The sequence below is a fragment of the Candidatus Hydrogenedentota bacterium genome (genome assembly GCA_013359265.1).
Taxonomy (GTDB): Bacteria; Hydrogenedentota; Hydrogenedentia; order Hydrogenedentales; family SLHB01; genus JABWCD01.
On record JABWCD010000027.1, the window covers coordinates 38,504 to 57,162 of the forward strand.

At 61.1% G+C, this 18,659-nt stretch carries 13 protein-coding genes and 2 pseudogenes; 11 read left to right on the top strand and 4 right to left on the bottom strand.

Annotated features, from left to right (window positions below):
- Nucleotides 1–396: 396 nt before the first annotated feature.
- A pseudogene (locus HUU46_20420) lies at nt 397–501 on the bottom strand (attachment protein).
- A gap of 382 nt (nt 502–883) precedes the next feature.
- On the opposite strand from HUU46_20420, the gene HUU46_20425 reads away from it, so the two are divergent.
- The 8 genes and pseudogenes from HUU46_20425 (at nt 884) to HUU46_20460 (ending at nt 9,991) form a co-directional block, all read left to right on the top strand.
- Nucleotides 884–1,675 (top strand): HD domain-containing protein, encoded by a 792-nt coding sequence (locus HUU46_20425; protein NUM56013.1) that lies wholly within the window; start codon nt 884–886, stop codon nt 1,673–1,675.
- A 19-nt stretch (nt 1,676–1,694) separates the two neighbouring features.
- Nucleotides 1,695–2,588, top strand: a complete 894-nt coding sequence (locus HUU46_20430; protein NUM56014.1) for an alpha/beta hydrolase — start codon at nt 1,695–1,697, stop codon at nt 2,586–2,588.
- Between the two features lie 134 nt (nt 2,589–2,722).
- Complete coding sequence (locus HUU46_20435; protein ID NUM56015.1) at nt 2,723–4,081, top strand: aspartate aminotransferase family protein; 1,359 nt, start codon at nt 2,723–2,725, stop codon at nt 4,079–4,081.
- Nucleotides 4,082–4,982: 901 nt separating this feature from the next.
- Nucleotides 4,983–5,069 (top strand): annotated as a pseudogene (locus HUU46_20440) (DUF773 domain-containing protein).
- A 285-nt stretch (nt 5,070–5,354) separates the two neighbouring features.
- Nucleotides 5,355–6,236: a polyprenyl synthetase family protein gene (locus HUU46_20445; GenBank protein ID NUM56016.1), complete on the top strand. Its 882-nt coding sequence runs from the start codon at nt 5,355–5,357 to the stop codon at nt 6,234–6,236.
- Nucleotides 6,237–6,375: 139 nt separating this feature from the next.
- Entirely contained in the window at nt 6,376–7,725 is a 1,350-nt protein-coding gene (locus HUU46_20450; protein ID NUM56017.1) for a hypothetical protein, read from the top strand.
- On the top strand, nt 7,722–8,810 hold the full coding sequence (locus HUU46_20455) for a Gfo/Idh/MocA family oxidoreductase (protein NUM56018.1): 1,089 nt from the start codon (nt 7,722–7,724) through the stop codon (nt 8,808–8,810). The genes HUU46_20450 and HUU46_20455 overlap by 4 nt, the downstream gene beginning before the upstream one ends.
- A 50-nt stretch (nt 8,811–8,860) precedes the next feature.
- Nucleotides 8,861–9,991, top strand: coding sequence for a class I SAM-dependent rRNA methyltransferase (locus HUU46_20460; GenBank protein ID NUM56019.1), 1,131 nt, complete (start codon nt 8,861–8,863; stop codon nt 9,989–9,991).
- Here the strand turns inward: HUU46_20460 and HUU46_20465 are convergent.
- Entirely contained in the window at nt 9,988–10,659 is a 672-nt protein-coding gene (locus HUU46_20465) for a hypothetical protein (protein NUM56020.1), read from the bottom strand. The genes HUU46_20460 and HUU46_20465 overlap by 4 nt on opposite strands.
- A gap of 194 nt (nt 10,660–10,853) precedes the next feature.
- Between HUU46_20465 and HUU46_20470 the strand changes: the two genes are divergently transcribed.
- From HUU46_20470 to HUU46_20480, 3 genes are read left to right on the top strand one after another with little or no spacing between them, the layout of a single operon-like run.
- Nucleotides 10,854–13,157 (top strand): neutral/alkaline non-lysosomal ceramidase N-terminal domain-containing protein, encoded by a 2,304-nt coding sequence (locus HUU46_20470; GenBank protein ID NUM56021.1) that lies wholly within the window; start codon nt 10,854–10,856, stop codon nt 13,155–13,157.
- Nucleotides 13,154–14,755, top strand: a complete 1,602-nt coding sequence (locus tag HUU46_20475; protein NUM56022.1) for a hypothetical protein — start codon at nt 13,154–13,156, stop codon at nt 14,753–14,755. The genes HUU46_20470 and HUU46_20475 overlap by 4 nt, the downstream gene beginning before the upstream one ends.
- Nucleotides 14,752–15,627, top strand: a complete 876-nt coding sequence (locus HUU46_20480) for a CehA/McbA family metallohydrolase (GenBank protein ID NUM56023.1) — start codon at nt 14,752–14,754, stop codon at nt 15,625–15,627. The genes HUU46_20475 and HUU46_20480 overlap by 4 nt, the downstream gene beginning before the upstream one ends.
- A gap of 120 nt (nt 15,628–15,747) precedes the next feature.
- On the opposite strand, the gene HUU46_20485 is transcribed toward HUU46_20480, so the two are convergent.
- On the bottom strand, nt 15,748–17,010 hold the full coding sequence (locus HUU46_20485) for a glucuronate isomerase (GenBank protein NUM56024.1): 1,263 nt from the start codon (nt 17,008–17,010) through the stop codon (nt 15,748–15,750).
- Nucleotides 17,011–17,043: 33 nt separating this feature from the next.
- Complete coding sequence (locus HUU46_20490; GenBank protein ID NUM56025.1) at nt 17,044–18,621, bottom strand: long-chain fatty acid--CoA ligase; 1,578 nt, start codon at nt 18,619–18,621, stop codon at nt 17,044–17,046.
- Nucleotides 18,622–18,659: the final 38 nt, after the last annotated feature.

The window sequence follows — 18,659 nt, forward strand, 5'->3', positions numbered from 1 at the left end:
GGCCCACGACGCGTTCAGGTCGACTGCTCCGGCGGGGTACCACAGCGCGTGGCCGGAGCGCTGAACGACGAGATTGGCATCCCGTTCCGCGTACATGCCGACGAGCCGTGAATCCGCGATGCGCAGGTACCACGTTGGATTGTTGGCGAACACTCCGCTCGTGCCGCTCAGTGTCAGCGTCGCCTCGTTATTGTTCGCGGTACCGTTCGCGGTGATGCTCAGCGGTTCGGCATCGAAGGCGATCGAACCTGAATTGTAAAAGCGCACCATGGCGCCATTTCCCGTCAGCGCGTCGTCGTTCCGCGTGATCGCAATGTGCATTGCGTACTGCCGCCGGCCCGTCCCGACGGGCAAATCGTCGCCGTAGCTCGCGATCCACGTGCCGACGAACCGCGCGTCTCCGTTGCCGCCTCCGCCGCCACCGTCGTCACCGCCGCCATCGCCACCCCCGTCACCACCCCCGTCGCCGCCGCCATCCCCGGTTCCGTCATCGCCGCCGTCATCCGGATTGTCCGGCGTATCATCGCCCGCGACGGGCTGATTCAGCTTAATACCGCCGTCGTTGTGGCACGCAATGGACAACAACGAAAACCCGGTAAGTATCAATGCGGCAGCCAATGCGTAGCAATTAAGGCGCACAAATGACTCCTTATTGGGATCCGATCCGCGTCCAAGTCGACCGGTTCGGAGCGCTTCAGTATACAGGCAGCAAAGCGATTTCAATACTCGCCGAGACTCCGCTACACGCGCTTGCCCGTGGGTCCGTTTGCGTCGCGTTCGTCTTAAAGGTCCTTCCCAAGGCGGCCACCCCGAGTACTACACGCGTTCTAACGGAGAAAGGTTGACGTCCGGTCCGTTGCGCGCATTCCGGAAAACGACTATCGTGCTGCCCGCAGCCATGCAGAACACAACCCTCAAGTCATCGGTTGGCACATTGCCGTGGGCGCGGCGGACTCTCGGTGCGCTCGGCGCCTCGGATCGGTTGGCGCTCGCCGGCCAGGCGATTCGGCTGCAGGGCTTCCTTGCTTCTAGCCTGCTGTTTCGCCGAAATCGCATCCGCATCGACATCGCCGAGATTCGGACACCGGACTCGGCACTCGCACGCAAGGCCGCGGACCTCTGTGCGGCGGTGTCCCCCGAACAATTGGTAAACCACTGCTGCCGCGCCTACCTTTGGTCACGACTGTTTGCAGATGCCTACGGAATTACCTTCGACGACGAGTTGCTTTACGCCGCGTGCATGCTGCACGACCTTGGACTGACCTCCGCCTATGACAACTGCGCGCGCCACGGCGAGTGTTTCACGCTCGACAGCGTGGAAGGGGCGAGTGCCTGGGCAAAGGATGCGGGTTGGGACGCGGCACGGCAGGATGCCCTTGCGGAAGCGATCCTTCTTCACATGAACGTCAAGGTTGGCATCGAACAGGGTGCGGAAGCGCACTTGCTCCACGAAGCGGCGGGACTCGACTGCCTCGGTCTGCGCGCATGGGAAATCGAACGCGCAACGCGCGACGCCGTCGTCTCCCGCCACCCACGGGACCGGTTCAAGCCGTTTTTGATCGAGACGTTTTCCGCGCAAGCACGCAAGCGGCCCAACTGCCGTGCCGCGTTTCTTATTCGGTATCTCTTGTTCCGCCCCATGATTCGGCTCGCCCCCTTCGCCGACGCGCCGTAGAAAGCCAACGTCTGTCACGATGCCCAGTAAAGCCTTCGAGACTCTCGTCGCGATGCAGCGCGCGCGCCGCCCTCAGCGTGACGCGAGTGTCGAGAATCTCCGTGATCGGTTTGAAAGCATGGTCCCGCTTCTGGGTCCGCCACCGGACGGCGTAACGATCGAACCGGGCACGATCGCAAACCTTCGAGCGGAGCGGTTCATCCCCTCAGGCGCGCACTCCGATTCGATTGTTATGTTCTTGCACGGCGGCGGATATTGCATTGGCTCGCTGAACACGCACCGGTGTTTCGCGGCGAACCTCGCGGAATGCGCGGGTGTATCGCTCGTTTCCATCGAGTATCGCCTCGCGCCGGAGCATACGTTCCCCGCGGCGGTCGACGACGCGATTACGGCGTATCGCGGTTTACTGCGCGACGGATACGCCGCGCACCGCATCGTGGTCGGCGGCGACAGCGCGGGAGGGGGATTGGCGTTGGCCGCGATCGCCGCGCTACGCGACGCGCGCGACCCGCTCCCGGCCGCGGCGTTCGCCCTTTCGCCGTGGACCGATCTCGCCCATACCGGCGCTTCGATTGACTCGCGCGCGGCGGCCGATCCCATGATCCAGCCGTGGGAATTGCGCGGATTCGCGGACCGCTACCTCAATGGGAGCGATCCTCGCAACTCCCGTGCATCGCCGTTATACGGCGACTTTCACGGTTACCCGCCACTGCTTATTCACGTCGGCGGCGCCGAAATCCTGCGCGACGATTCGACGCGCCTCGTCCAACGCGCCAAGGACGCGGGCGTCGAAGTCACGTTTCGGCTCGATCCTGACATGATTCACGTCTGGCATTTCTTCTCCACGCTTATACCCGAAGGCGCGCAAGCGCTTCGCGAAGTGGGCGAGTGGGTCCAACGAAAGCTTGCGTAGGCACCACACACCGTCGTCGTGCCGGCATTGCATCCCCGTGAACTCCGCTGCCTCCGAGCTGTCACAATAGCCTCCCAACCTTTACGCCCTCCTCGCACCGTGCCGCTGCCTTCTATTAGAATCGGCCAATAACCATGAACGATCCGCTCGATAGCCTCCGCTCCGAAGGTGACCTCAACATTTCGCCGCGCCGTGCCTCCTGGGCGTTGTCATCAATCGACCGCGACACGCAGGCGATTCTTGACGAAGATGCGCGCTACTTCCTGCACCAGTCCCTTTCAACTCCGTGCCTCAACGCGATCGTCGAGTGCGACGGCATCTACCTCATCGATGCGCAGGGCCACCGCATCATGGACTTCCACGGAAACAACGTTCACCAAGTCGGTTACCGCAATCAGAGGGTGATGGACGCGGTTCGCGAACAACTTGAAACACTTCCGTTCTGCCCGCGACGCTACACCAACGCCCCGGCAATCGCGCTGGCGAAGAAGCTCGCCCAACTTGCCCCCGGGGATCTCAATAAGGTGCTCTTTGCACCCGGCGGGACGAGCGCAATCGGTATCGCGCTCAAGCTGGCGCGCGCCGCGACCGGACGATTCAAAACAATCTCGATGTGGGAATCGTTCCATGGTGCTTCGCTCGACGCGATCTCCCTCGGCGGCGAGGCCATTTTCAGGCGTGGCGCCGGACCATTACTTCCCGGCGCGGAGCACGTGCCGCCGCCCGACCCAACACACTGCCCGTTCGGATGCGGCGCGACGTGTACGCTCAGGTGCGCGGACTACATCGAGTACGTCTTGGAAAAGGAAGGCGACGTGGCTGCGGTCATTGCAGAGACCGTGCGCAGCGCACCATTCGTACCCCCACGCGAATACTGGCAGAGAGTGCGCGCAGCCTGTGATCGGCACGGCGCATTGCTCATTCTCGATGAGATTCCAACCTGCCTCGGCCGCACCGGCCGCATGTTCGCGTGCGAACACTACGACGTTGTGCCCGACATATTGGTCATCGGAAAAGGCCTGGGTGGCGGCGTAATGCCGATTGCCGCGGTTATTGCACGCGACAAACTGAACGTCGCCGGAGACCGCGCGCTTGGCCATTATACGCACGAGAAGAACCCCGTAGCGTGTGTTGCGGGGCTAGCAACTCTCGAATTCATAGAGGCCGCCGGCCTGCTCCGACGGACGCTGGAACTTGGCGCGTACGCCCTTGAGAGAATGCGCGCGTTGAAAGAGTGTCACCGCATCGTTGGCGATGTGCGCGGCATCGGATTGATGCTCGGGATGGAGCTTGTCCGCGATGGCGACCGCACGTCGCCCGCGACTTCCGAGGCCGAAGACGTCATGTATCGCGCCCTGTCAAGGGGGCTAAGCTTCAAAATCACGATGGGAAATATCTTGACGCTGACGCCGCCGCTGACCATCTCGCGGGAAGAATTGGATCGCGCGTTCGACATCCTCGATGCGTGCCTTCGCGACACAGCGCGTGGGTGACTTGCCCGCCGGAATCGTTTTCCCGCACCGTGTGCGACGCACTGCGCGCGGGATGTGCGGAAGCACGGATGGCCTTTGTTTATAGGGGCGATCGCGATGCCCGCGAAATCGCTCGCGATGGAACACGGAGTGTGCGCGGCATGATCGGTCGCAACGCGCCGCGCATGAGCGGGAGATCGCATACATCAGAAAAAACTGGAGTCGAATCGCGTTCTCAACGCGCTTCCGGTGTCGCCGCGGAATCCCGTTACCCGATGAAAAGAAATTTTTCCAGAAAAAATACTTGTATTTTTCTTCAAAGCATGATAAAAGTTTAGTCGGATGTTGCAAGGTTGAGCGAAATCAACTACAGCAACCGAACAGTTGGATGAGCGAAAAAGACGGCGCGCGAGCGGATCGCGAGTCGCAACCGTACAGTTGAATCAATGGTCTTCGCGAGCGCGAGACGGCCGCAAGCGCGAAAAAAATGAGCGCCCGGCAGTGAAACCAATCGTTCTCGATAAGACCTCAATTTCGCCCCGGTGGCGTCCCAAATCATCTCTTCGCGGAACGCGTTCCGCGCCAATTCATACGAGCCGCCGTGGGCAAGACAAAGAGACGATTCGCACGGGTTCGGCGAACCAGGGGGCATGACGTATGGGGCGTCATCCAAGATCGCCGGAACGCGCCGCCCAAGCGCGGCATCCCAATTCGGGAAATCCAGACAGTGCGTTTCCCAGTTCCCGTTGCACCCGGGGGCTGAGAACATAGACCAGTAGAGCCATACCGGGCCGAAAGCCCGATGGTCATATTCCCGTAGGCACCTGCGGGAATGAGCGCCGGATATGGCATAGCCACCCGTGGTGGCTTAGTGACACCAGGCCGGTGCTGGTGGAAGAGCTCAAAAAAAGGAGAGCTAAGAATGGCAGCGAAGAAGAAAGCAGCGAAGAAGAAAGCGGCCCCGAAGAAAGCGGCGAAGAAGCCCGCGAAGAAGAAAGCCGCCAAGAAGAAGAAGTAGTTCTTCTATTCTTCGTAACTGAAGGGCTCCGCCGTCAGCGGTCGGCCGGCTGCACCAGCTAGGCGGATTGGAGCAGTAGGCGGCGGTGCCCGGTCAGTGAGTCTGTTGTTCTTGCACGTTAGGTTACCCTAGGGGCCTGACGTGCTTTTTTTGTGCGGCGCCCGTCCGAAATCGCCTCCTACCCGAACCGCCGCTCGCGTCATTCGCGTTCGTGCTCGAATCGGATTCGTAATCGGTTTAGAATATGTGCATTTGCCTCACTTCCGCCCGCGTACTATGGACCATGAGGGGATTCACTTGATAGATCAATTCTTGACAAGCAAAGCCTCCAAGACCGAGACTGCGCTTCGTTCCTACCTCACGCGATGCTCCGACGCTCCGAGCGCGTTGCGTGAAGCGATCGAGTACAGCCTCTTCGCCGGCGGAAAACGCCTGCGTCCCGCGCTCGCGCTCGGCGCCGCGGAACTGGTCTCCGGCAACGACGCGCCGGCGTTACCGGTCGCATGCGCGCTCGAGATGATTCATACGTACTCGCTCATCCACGACGATCTTCCTTCGATGGACAACGACGACCTGCGTCGCGGCAAACCTACTTTGCACAAGGTGTACGGTGAAGCCGTGGCGATTCTCGCGGGTGATGCGTTGTTGACGCTAGCATTCGAAGCGGCAGCGGATTGCGGAAGCATCCGCGTGATGCGGGAAATAGCCCAGGCCGCTGGAATGTGCGGCATGGTCGGCGGGCAGGTTATCGATATCGAGAGCGAGCACCGCCGCCTGGGCGTAGCGGAACTCCGTAAACTTCATGCGAAGAAGACCGGCGCGCTGATTCGGGTTTCTGTCCGCGCGGGCGCGATGGTCGCAGGCGCGGCCGAATCGCAGCTCGGCGCGCTGACCCAATACGGCGAAGCGATCGGCCTTGCGTTTCAGATCGCCGACGACATTCTCGACGTGGTCGGCGACGAGGTGGCCATCGGAAAGCCCGTCGGCAGCGACGAGGCCAGACAGAAATCGACCTACCCAGCGGTGATCGGGCTGGACGGTGCGCGAAAACTCGCGTCCGAAGCGATCGCCGATGCAGTCAATTCGCTCGCGGAGTTCGGACCTAAAGCGGACACGTTCCGCGCCCTCGCACGCTTCATTATCGAACGCGACCACTAACCGGCCCGCCCCGCAGCAACCAAAATCGAATTCCCGAAGCCGTTTCGTTCATAATCCCCGGATGCCCCATCTAGATACAACATCCGCCGGTGTTTTGTGGGAAGATCAAGATGCCCGCGAGGAATTGCTGCGCCGGGTTGTGACCGAACGGCTGGCCGAAAACCCACCGCCGCGAATCGATGACTACGTTGTCGCCACGTACTTCTTCGCACTGCGCACTACGCGGCTAACCGATGCCGCGGAGGAAATCAGCTATCTCGCGACCAGCGGGGTGCACAATCCGCCGCCGGGTTCCCTGCTTGACCAATGCTCCGCCAAACCCGCCGGCGTGGACGCCTTTGATGCGACCGGCCGGTTGGGTCTTGCGCACGTCGCCATTCCCCTCAAGATGATGCAGCATCCCGACGGCCACGTGACGTCCTGCGATCTCCTGCACACCATCGCCGGCGCGGGCATTTTCGATCTGTACGAACGGCAAGACGCACGTCTCGTCACGCTGCAGATTCCCGCCCACATCCTTCGCACGTTTCCCGGGCCTGCGTACGGGCCGAAAGGCGTTCGCAAAATGACCGGATTCGCGCCCGACCAACCGGCGTTCGGCACAATCCTGAAACCTACCGCGGGCATCACGCCGGAAGAGGTAGAGTTCCTTGTTGAAGAAGCGGCGCAGTGTCCGCTGTTCCTGTTTGTGAAGGAAGACGAAGACCTCTACCCCGACCTCGACTACTCGCCGGTCCGCGAACGCGCCCGGCGTGCGATGGCCGCCATTGACCGCGTCAAGGACAAGCGTGGGGGACTTGGCATCATCTTCGCGCCGCACGTAACCGGCTCTCCGCACGAAATCCTCGACACCGTTCACGCGGTCCTCGAATGCGGCGTGCGCGGCGTCATGTTCAGCGAAACCTTTGCGGCCGGGGCCGTGCGCATGGTGCGCGAATCGACAAAGCGCCTTCCGAATCCGCCTGCCATTTACGGCCACAACGCCGGTATCGGCACGCGCACCCGCGCAATCTGGCGCGACGTTATTGATTTGCTCGCACGCCTTGACGGCATCGACTTTCGGCAGACCGCGCCGCTCAAAGAGGGTATGCCGTTCCTGCGCCCCTACGGCGGCGAATGGCGCGCTTCCGAATCGACGCTGACAGCGCCCATCGACGGTATTAACCCGACGATGATCGTCCGGGCAGGCGGACTGGACCAGGGCAATATCGGCATCAACCTCGCCGACGTCGAGGCCAGAGGGATCGAGGAGAACATCCTCTTCCTTGCGGGATCGGCTATTAACTCGATTAAGGACGGCGAGGGCAAACCCAATCCGCGCCTGGGCGCCGAGGCCATGCTGCAAGCGATCGACGTCCACAAGACCGGCGAACTGCGCGGAATTTCGGCTGACGACCATGTCCCCGCGCTTGTGTCCGTCGCGGAGCGCCGGAAGCTGATTGCCCTGCGCGAGGCCCTGCGCCAGCGTTATCCGCAGGTGGCCCAGTGATCGCGAAAGAGCCGCGACTGCTCCGCGTGGGCGTACTCGGTTGTGGGCCCATCGCGCAGTTCGCCCATTTCGACGCCTGCCGCAAAGGCCGCAACACGGAACTCTACGCGATTTGCGACGCCGCACCCGACCTGCTCGAACGTATGGCTGCCGTCCACCGGCCCGCGAAAACCTACGCGAAATTCGACGATATGATGAACGATCCTGATGTGGAAGCCGTCATCGTAGCCACATCGGACCAGTTCCACGTCTCGTTGTGTGTGCAGGCGCTCAGTGCCGGCAAACACGTGTTCGTCGAGAAACCGCTGGGCGTCTCCGTCGAAGAATGCGAAGCGCTCCGCGCGTCGTTTCACGCAATTCGCGCGAAGGATCATCGCGTCTTCCAGGTCGGCAACAACCGGCGGTTTGATCCCGGAGTCCGGTTCGCCCACCAATTCATCCAAGAGGAAATCGGAGGGCTAATCGCGATGAAGTCGTGGTACTGCGATTCCACCCAGCGCTACGCCATGACCGACAACCTCCAGCCGATTCCGATCACCAGCGCCAACGCCGTGCGCCCCGGCGGCAATCCTAAGGCCGACAAACGCAAGTACTTCATGCTCACACACGGCAGCCATCTCGTCGATTCCGCGCGGTTTCTCGCCGGCGAAATTGAGGCTGTAACGGCCAAGCTTGTCGAAAAGTACGACTCCTATTGCTGGTTTGTCTCCGCCGACTTCAAGGGCGGACACGTCGGTCACTTCGACCTTACGATCCCGATTCGAGGCGACTTCCAGGAGGGATTCCAGATTTACGGCGAGTTCGGCAGCGTTTACGGCAAGATACCGCTTCCGTGGTATCACAAGAGCGGCGACGTCGAATGCTTCTCTGTTAAGGACCGCCAATTCCGCCGCGTACTTGGCGAAGACGCCTACACGTACAAACTCCAGCTCGAAGCGTTTGCGGATTCCATCCTGCATGGCAGGGCGCAAGTCGGCGCGACGGTCGACGACGGGACCGCCGCGATGCGCGCGATGGTAGCAATTGCACGTTCCGTCGAATCCGGCGCGTCCGTCCGCCTCGACCAAGTCACAGGGTCGGTTTAATCAGCGGCGGTTCTGCTGAGCCGCTTTCCATTTCATCTAAGGTCCGGATAATGCCAATACCAAAAGCCATCTTGAAACCCCGCGAAGACCGCCGTCTTCTACGCGGCCATCTGTGGGCATACCGCAACGAGTTTGCCCGTCTCCCCGATGCTGCCGACGGCGATATTGTCGATGTGATCTCCGACGCTGGGCGTTTCGTTGGCCGCGGCTTCTTTCAGCACGAAGGCGGAATCGCGGTGCGCATTCTCGCGGACAAGGCCGACACGATCGACGACGCACTCATCGAGCGGCGTATTGCCCGGGCGCGCCGGTACCGCGAAACGCTCTACCCGAACGAATCGACCTACCGTTGGGTGTTTGGAGAAAGCGACGGACTCCCCGGCCTGATTGCCGACCGCTACGGTGACATCGTCGCGATTGAGACGACGTGCGGCTTTTATGCCCGGCAGGCGGACCACGTCGCTCAGGGATTCCTCGACTTCGACGATATCCGAGGAGTTCGGTTTCAGTCCGGGAACCAAGTCCAGCGATTCGGCGAGGTGCCCGCTCGGGTCGAGTCCGAGAGTTGCGCTGTGCGTTTCTCGGTAAACCTCGACCAAGGCCAGAAGACCGGGCTATTTCTCGATCAGCGCGAGAATTGCGTCGCGAACGCGCCCTTCATGCGCGGCGCGCGTGTATTGGACGGCTATTGTTACGCGGGGCAGTGGGGCCTTCACGCGGCGCGTGCCGGGGCAGCGAGCGTACTGTGCGTCGATACGTCGCAACCCGCGCTTGATATGGCACTGGCAAACGCAGAAAGAAACGGTTTCGGCGCTACGATGTCCATTCATAGCGGAGACGTAGCGACTGTGCTGCGCCAGGGCGAGCGCTACGACGTAGTCGTCATCGACCCGCCGGCGCTCGCCAAGTCGCGCGCGCAGGTCCAGAAAGCCTTGGGTCACTACCAGTCGTTGAACCGCGACGCCATGCAGGCGGTCGAGCCAGGCGGCTACCTCGTCACGTCGTCCTGCTCGCATTTCGTCGACGAGGTTGCGTTTCTCGAAGTGTTGAAGCGCGCCGCGCGCTCGGTGCAGCGACCGATCTGGATTGTCGAGGTTCGCGGCGCCGCCCGCGATCACCCCGTCCTCATGGCCATGCCCGAAACAGCCTACCTGAAGTGCGTCACGCTCCGCGTGTTCTAGCGCGCCTCGATCCAGTCTCCAATGTTTCGTAGCACGCCCTCCGGTAGCGTGTGTCCGCCCTCGTACCGAAGCCGCTCAAACGGAAATTGGTGGGTACTCAGGATCGCCTCCGCCTCCTCCGCCTTTGCCACAGGGACCACCGGATCGTCATCGGCGTGCGCGAGTAACACGGGGAACTTCGCCATCCCCGGCAACTTCTCGGCGACATCCGCCGGCAGGTCGGCGCAGCACGCGATGAGCCCGCGTGGCGCCACGGCGCCCGATGCAGCGAGGCGGTACGCCATTGAAACCCCTTGGCTGAAACCCAGTAAGAACAGGTTGTCGCGAACCTTTCCGAACTCGCCTTCGAGCGTGTCGAGGAGCCGGCCCATGTAACCCACGAAGTCCCGTATCGTCGTCTCTTTCTCGTAAATCGTCAGCCAGTTGAATCCCACTTTCTTGGGTTCAAGCTGCATGTAAAACTGGTGCGGACCCTGCGGCGCGACGACCAGGATGTTCCGCTCGCGCAACGGCGCGAAGTTGCGCACGAATCCCCTGCACTTCTGTCCGAATCCGTGCAGCGAAATGAGCGTCTTCCGTGGTGCGGTATGGTCACCATTCGGCGTCTGCACGCAGTAATACGCCGTCATTTCAATCGTGAGCCGTCGCACTTCCAGTTCATTCGACATCAGGCGCCTCCCACAAGGTGCCAAATCATAGCAGAGTCGTGTCCGCCCCGTTGTCCCACGCGCGGGCTGCTATGATAAACTCGTCGTTTACAGTGCAAGGGGGAACGCGGGTGCGGTTCGTCCATTGGGTCCATACAGTCCATAGGAGTCGTTGTTTATTCAACCGCGCAACGCTTCTGCTCGTGATCGGGAGCGTGTCTCTGTTCGCGTCGAATCCCGCCGCCGCATTCGAAGCGGGCGCTGCAAAGGTCGAGATCACCCCGCCGCTTGAAACCCCGTTGAACGGTTACGGAGACCGGATGGGGCGCGGCGCGATCGCTGTCCACGATCCCGTCTGGGCGCGCAGCCTCTTTCTAAGTGACGGCAAGACGGCGGTCTTGCTGGTCAACACGGACCTTTGCGTCATCAACCGCGAACTACGCGACCGCGTTTTCGAACTCGCGCCAACGGACGTCCCGAAGGAAAATATCCTCCTCACGGCGACGCACACGCACAGCGCGCAGGGCGGCATGAGCCATCCGCTCATTTTTCGCGCCGTATCGGGCCGGTTCATGCCCAACGTCCTCGAAGACACCGCGCAGCTGATTGTCGAATCGATGCAGGGCGCGCTCGCGGGCCGCAAACGCGCCACGATCGGCTTCGATGTCTCGTCACACGAAAACCTCACCGAAAACCGCCGCGTCCCTGAAGGCCCGATTGACCCGCAGATTGGCGTCATCCGTGTAGACGACTCCGACGGCAACGCCATCGCCATCGTTGCCAACATGGCCGCGCATCCGACAACCGTCGGCGGGCCGGACAAGCTCTCCATTTCCGCGGATTACCCAGGATATTTCTATAGCGCCGTCGAAGCGCAGGCCGCCGCAGGATGCGTCGCGATGTTCCTCAATGGGGCGGAGGGCGATCAGCGGCCAAAGAACCCGGAGAACCTCGTCGGGTGGGCGCACACCGAGTGGGTGGGAAAACAACTCGCTGCAAAGGTCATGGAGGCCGCCGGGAACATCACGTGCGGGGAATTGGAGCTCCGCGTTGGCCACGCCACGCCGGACCTTCCTCCAACGATGGCCTCGTCGTTCATGCCGGCAACCACCGTGATCAAGACGCTCGAAATCGGCGACCTGCTGCTTACCTTCGTACCCGGCGAACCGTGCGTCGAGATCGGGCTGCGACTCCGCCGCATCGCACTCGTGCGCGGCTACAAGGCGCAATTTACCGTCGGTCTCGCGAACGACCATCTCTTGTACCTCGTTCCGCAGAGCGCGTACGCGGCGCCATCGTACGAGCGCAGCATGAACATGTACGGCCCGGGGATCGACGAATGGCTGTTTCGTCAGTTCGACTCTTTGATGACGAGGGGCGAAAAGCAGCCCGAAGACGCGCCGATAGGGGACGCCGTGAAGCGCGACGTCGAAAACGGCGTAGTGCTCGAGTTGCGCGGCACGCCCTATGAAATCGGCCACCAACATGGCGCGGCGCTGGCCGAACAACTGCAACAGGCCTACGCAACGCAAATCGTCGCGCGCTGCCAGGACGGCACATGGATCCCGAAGGATGGATGGTGGACATATGCGCCGTCGTTTGTCGATCTTTCGCCCCTCGCCTTGACCCGGCTCGGCATTGGCGCCCGGCCCATGCTCGTGTCGCTGTCGAGCGAAACTCTCGACGTGTTGACCGGCCTGGCTGACGGCGCGGAAATGCCGTTCGATGCCGTTTGGCTCCTGCAATGTGCGCCGACAATTCTTGCATCCGAATCTGCCGACGCTCTGTACGGCGCCCCGTTCTGCACCATGCTCGCAATTACGGGCGACCGCGCCGGCACCGACCAGGTCTTGGTCGGCCGCAACTTCGATTGGCCGGAATCGCTCACACCGATTGTTCGCGATATGGACCCAAAGGGCGGCATGCGTTACGTGCAGGTTGGGTTTGCCTCCACAATAGGCGCGTTCACGGGCATGAACGAAGCAGGCCTCGCCGTAGCCGTCGAGCGCGTCGAATCCCTCGGCGCGCCGTCATTGGCCGGTCCTCCCGTGGAAATGGTGCTGCACGACGCGCTGCAAAAAGACCGTAGCGTGGCCGAAGTGCTCACCCGTCTCGATGCCGCGCCGCACCTGCGCGGATACCACGTGCTCGTGTGCGACGCGATCGCGGAAAACGCGCGGGTCGTGGAACTCGGCGAGACCCGCACGACGCGCGTTGCGTCGAACGGCGTGCTGCTCGGCGTAAACCCCGCGGAAGCACCCCAGCACGATGCCGACTACCGTTATCAGCGCATCAACGCGCTCCTGCGATCGCAGCGAGTCATCGAGTCGGATGCACTCGCTAGAGTGATGGCCGACCGCGAACCCGGACGTTCTGGACAACAAACAATCGTCAACGATCAAACGCGCCACAGCGTCGTTATGGAGCCGCGTTACAAGCGCATGCATGTATCCTTCCCTGATGCCAATGGGAAACTCGGCAGGCCCGTAACCATCTCGCTTCGAAAGACTGCGCCGTGAGCGACGTAGTCCGAAACTACACCGGCTCCGGAGGTCGCATCAAGGGCCGATCGATAGGCGCCCGCGGCAGCGGATGCCTCGGGCGAATCGCGCTGGGGTGCGTTGTGCTGCTGCTTTTCGTCCTGTGGTTCACACGCAACAGCTATGAAGCAACCGCCTTTATCCCGGCCGGTTCGCGCTATAACGTTGTCCTGTCCGATCCCGTTAATGGACTCGACCGCATAACTGCATCGGACGTATGGAATACGTGGCCGGATGCCGCGTCGCGCGACGCGCTGTTGCGAAAACTGCGCCAAGACCCAGGGGTTCCCCGCTGGGTGCTCAACAACCTGCTCACGCAACGTCTGTACCTCACCGGAGGCGATGTGCGCACGTTCTCGGACGCGCTCGCCATCACCCACATGTCCCGCATCGGGACCCTCCTCGAACGCCTGTTAGTGTTCGGATCGGGTATAACGGGCGATTACGCCGGCGGATTGCGCATGCGCCATATCGAAAAGAGCGGCATCTACTATGCCGTGCGCGGACGAATTCTAATCCTCAGCGCAAACCGCGATGTGCTCGTCCACTCACTCACGTTGCAGCCGGGCGCCGCGCTCGATGACGTGGAGCGCGACAACCTGCTTACCGAAGGCGCGGAAGACGTCCGCGGTACAGTCCAACTCGCGGAAGACGATCCGCTTGGCGACGCTTTTGAGTCTATTGCTTTTGCCGTCCGTATTGACAACGACCGAGCATATGCCAAATGCCACGCGACGATTCGAGAGTCGGCGCGCGCACGGTTCGGGCCGCTGCTCAACGGCGCAAATCCGTACGCCCTTGCAACGCCGATTCCCGGCATGGTCGAAGTGTCCGCCAACTTCGGCAAGCCGGTGCGCGAAGTGTGGGCGAGCCTCGGCGAGGCGCTGGAGAGTTCGTGGCTCAATGCTTCGCAATGGCAAGCTTGGGAAGCGCCCAGCGCCGACGGCGCGCCGCGAGTTGCGCAGACTATCACGTCCATGCTCGGACCACTTGGCCCCTCGATTCGGCTGTCGTGTACCGGTTTCGATCAGAATGAAATGGTCCCAGTTCCTATCCTTGTCGGAACGTTGCAGGTCCCGGCCGGCGCAATTCCCAACCTCGGCGCGTTGCCGCCGCCTCCGACGGGTGCGAACCCCTGGGACATCTATCCCCGCTACAACGCCGACAAGAAACTCGCTTCAGTCCCACTCGTTGGCGGGCCTTCGCTCGAACCCGCCGCGCTGCTGGCCGGACGCGATCTGGTATTCGGCACAAGCAGGACCGCTGTGGAAGGTTTCACACAGCAAGGGCCGGCAACCGGTGAACTTGGCGAACAAGCGAACCTGTTCGCGCGCGTCTATCCGGAACCGCTGGTACGCGAAGGCGCCGCGGCGCTGCGACAGCTCGCGGAAGTCGGAATGTTGAAAGGGTACGATCTTGGATCCTTTGACACCGCCGCGCGCGGCTGGATCACATCCGCGGCGCGCGTGAAGGAGGTCGTCCTTGTTGCGGCGGGAACGGACAACGCCATCGACGCGGAGCTGCGCATCGTGTGCGGCGAAACCGCCGTGACCTCGCCAACAGGGACAACACAATGAAAATTCTGAGCCCCTACCTCAACGAATCAATCGACTGGCGCCGTGGAAATCTCCACGCCCACACTACGCGGAGCGATGGCGACCGTCCCCCGCAGGATCTGATCGATCGGTATGCCGAACTCGGCTACGACTTTCTCATGATTAGCGACCACGACATGATTACCGAATCGGAAGCGTTCGATTGTCACGGTATGACCCTGATTCCCGGGAACGAAGTCACGATAAACGGCCCACACATTCTCCACGTGGACGCACGGGCCTACGTGACGCCCGACGCTGATCGGCAAGTTGTGCTCAGTGCTATTGCCGCGGATAGCGCGTTCGCGATCATGGCGCACCCCAATTGGGAGCGGCACTTCAACCACTGCCCGCAAAATAAGCTCGAATCGTGGCAAGGTTATCTGGGTGTCGAAATCTACAATGGCCTTGTCCGAATGCACGCCGGGAACCCCCTCGCAACCGACCGCTGGGACATGCTCCTGGGTTCGGGCCGCCGCGTGTGGGGCTTCGCGAACGACGACGCTCACCAAATCGGCGATGAAGGCGTTGCATGGAACATGGTCCAGAGCGACTCGAAGCAGGTAACAGATTTGGTCGCCGCACTGCGCGCGGGGCGTTTCTATGCGAGCACAGGCGTGATAATCGATTCAATCCGCCTGACGGGTAACGTCATTCGCATCGCGACACAGAACGCCCAGCGAATCGTCGTTACCAAGGATTTTGGCCGCTGTATCACGCACGCGGACGCCGCCTCGTTCGAGTTCACCGTCGGTGAAACGCTAGATGCGACCTACGTCCGTTTTGAATGTTTCGGCCACGGCGAATCAATGGCGTGGACCCAACCCATTTTCATCGAGAGCGAAGCCCAGTAGTCGAAGACGCCTGCGACACGGGCCATCTTGCGCGAACGCGTTCGCTTCGGTCCATGAAGTCCATCCCGTCCTTTTGCGTCCGTTGGGTCCTTTACGTCCATTACAAGCCTTTTGCGCCCTCTATAATTCCGCCCGCAGAAATCCCCAAAAGCCCCCGCCCAGCAACTCTGTCACGTCCCGCCGAATCTCGTCCTCGGCAACGGTCCAACCCGCCGCGAGCAGGTCGCAATACTTGTCTTCCAGCACCTTCCCGATGATCGCGCGCGAATGTTCCCACTTGTAGATGACCTGTTCGAGAACGCGCGCGTCGCTGTGCTGCGGCGTTACGCTCAGACCCAGCAGTTCAATCCGCATCCGCGTCATCTCCTCGATCAAGCTGGGATTGTTGAGAAACCACCAGCACCCGAAGATAAACAGGTTGGGAAGTTTCCGCCCCGCGACGCACAAGTCATGCTGGTTCTCCCGCGACAGCATCGTGACCATAAACTTGTTCTTTGGGAACCGCGCGCACAAACGCTCCACCGCGCCCACGTCCGCCCGTGCGACGCCGTCGCCCGCCAGCTTCAACGAAGGATTCACCGCCCGTTTTACGCCAATCATTAGCGCGAAGGGGATGTTATACTCGGCCGCGACCGGCACAACGCACTCGGAAATCAGCTTCGACCGCAGCGAATTGTCCGGGTACGCGAAGTCCGGTGGCAACGACACCGCCATATAAAGCGCCTTCATGCGCTTTACGTGATCGGAGAGGAAGCGCCGCACTTCGGCGAGGCTGGGTGCGTCGGCGGTTTGCCCCGCGTTGTACCCCCACCCCCGCAGCTTCTCGCTCGCGGCCGTGTAATCGTTGAGCAGCGGGTCGATCCGCAACGCTGCGTGAAAGCGTTTATCGCCCGCGAAACCCTGGTCCCATGTGGGTCGTTCAATCGGATCGAACGGATCGTTCGTCATCACGACGTCACGCACCCGTGCTGCGGCGAATACGCGGTCAATGTGCGCATCAATGCTTACATCCTCGAAGAACGCACGATACGCGTCGAGATCGCGCGAGGACACGTCGAGCCCCAGCCGATCCAGCGCAGTCAACACGCCGCGGCAGGCTTCGCCGATCGGGGATCGCTCCACAAACAGCGAGCGCCATATGAACGCTGCCTGATCGCGCTTGGACATGGACCAGTAGGACTCATAGGGCACACGTGTTGCGCGGACAACCTCCGCGATGAGGTAGTGGTAAGTGAGTAGCTCGTCTACTCCGTAAAGCAGCAGTGGCCCAAAAGGCGGCGCATACAGATGGGTGTGCAGATCGGTGACCGGTGTGTCGCGCACGATACGGCCGACCGTCTGCCGCACATCGGCTTCCTGGCCGCGACTATACGATATAATCATGCAATCTTCTGGTTGGCGGATCGCAATCGGAAACTATCTCGTCACCGCCAGTTTTTCCGCGGCCATCTTCCGCAACTCGGTCTTCAATATCTTTCCCGTCGGCCCGAGCGGCATCGTCTTTACAATTTCTACGTGGCGCGGATATTTGTAGGCAGCCATCTCCTTCTTGGCCCACGCGATGACATCTGCCTCGTCGATGGTGGAACCCGTCTGCGGAATGACATACGCGGCTACTTCCTCGCCGTACTCTTCGTGTGGGATGCCAATGACCGCCGCGAGCGAAATGTCCGGATTTGTCATCAGCACTTCTTCCACCTCGCGCGGATACACGTTGAAACCACCGCGGATGATCATGTCCTTCACGCGATCGACGATGTAAAAGTAGCCATCCTCGTCCTTGTATCCAACGTCGCCGCTGTGGAACCACCCGCCGCGAAACGCTTCGTCGTTCGCTTCGTCGCGTTTGTAGTATCCCTTCATGATATTGTGCCCGCGAATCACGATTTCGCCCGTCTTCCCGATGGGCATCTCGTTCATGTCGTGGTCCACAATCTTCATCTCGACGCCCCACACCGGTAGGCCAATGGAACCCGGCTTCCGTGGCTTCTCCAGTTGATTAAAACTGGCCACGGGCGACGTCTCGGAAAGGCCGTAGCCTTCGAGTATCGTTACGTTGAACTTGTCTTCAAACCGCTTCATCACTTCCACGGGCATCGCTGCGCCGCCTGAATTGCATAAACGGAGCGACTTCGATATCTTCGCGATGTCGTACTTGTCGAGATCGGCGTACGTGAGCAGGTCCCAATACATCGTCGGCACGCCGGAAAACAATGTAATTCCCTCGTCCTGGAACGCGCGCAACACCGCGCCGGGATCGAATCGCGGTTGAAGCACGAGCGTGCTGCCGGTCAGGATACCCGCGAGCATTTGGCACGAGAATCCAAATGAATGGAACAGGGGCAAGACCACCAGCAGGACGTCTTCCTTGGTCGACTTGCCCATATCGCGCGTGATCATCGCGTTGATGGTCATGTTCGAGTGCGTCAGTTCGGCGCCTTTCGGACGTCCCGTCGTTCCCGACGTATAGATGATCAGACAGGTATCGTCCGCGCGCGTCGCGACGGTCTCGAACGTCTGCGGCTGATTGTGCAATAACTCCATAAACGTCGGTATGCCCTCGATAGGCGAGTCCGCGCCGGGAATTGTCGGAATCACCCACAGGTTCGGGCATGTCTTCGCTTCCTGCCAGCCTGCGTACCCCTCCTGGAGCACTGGCAATTGTTCGGTGCCTTGAAAGCAGATGAAACCTGTCGAGTCCGAATCGGCGATGTGATAGGCAAACTCGCGGTGTTTCAGGAGCACGTTCAACGGGACGACCACCGCACCGGCCTTCAGAATTCCGAACACGATGATGGGAAAGTACGGCAAGTTGGGGCAACACACGCAAATCTTGTCGCCCTTGCGAATACCTGCCTTCACCAGGCCGTTCGCAAGTTGGTTTGCCATGGCGTTGACCTGCGCATAGGTCAATCGGATTTGATCGAACACAATCGCCGTCTTGTCAGGATACAGCCGAGCGCTCTCTTCCAGCAGCGTCGCAAGATTCAACATGAGCTACACTCCAACCTACTTGCTTAGTGGTAATTCCA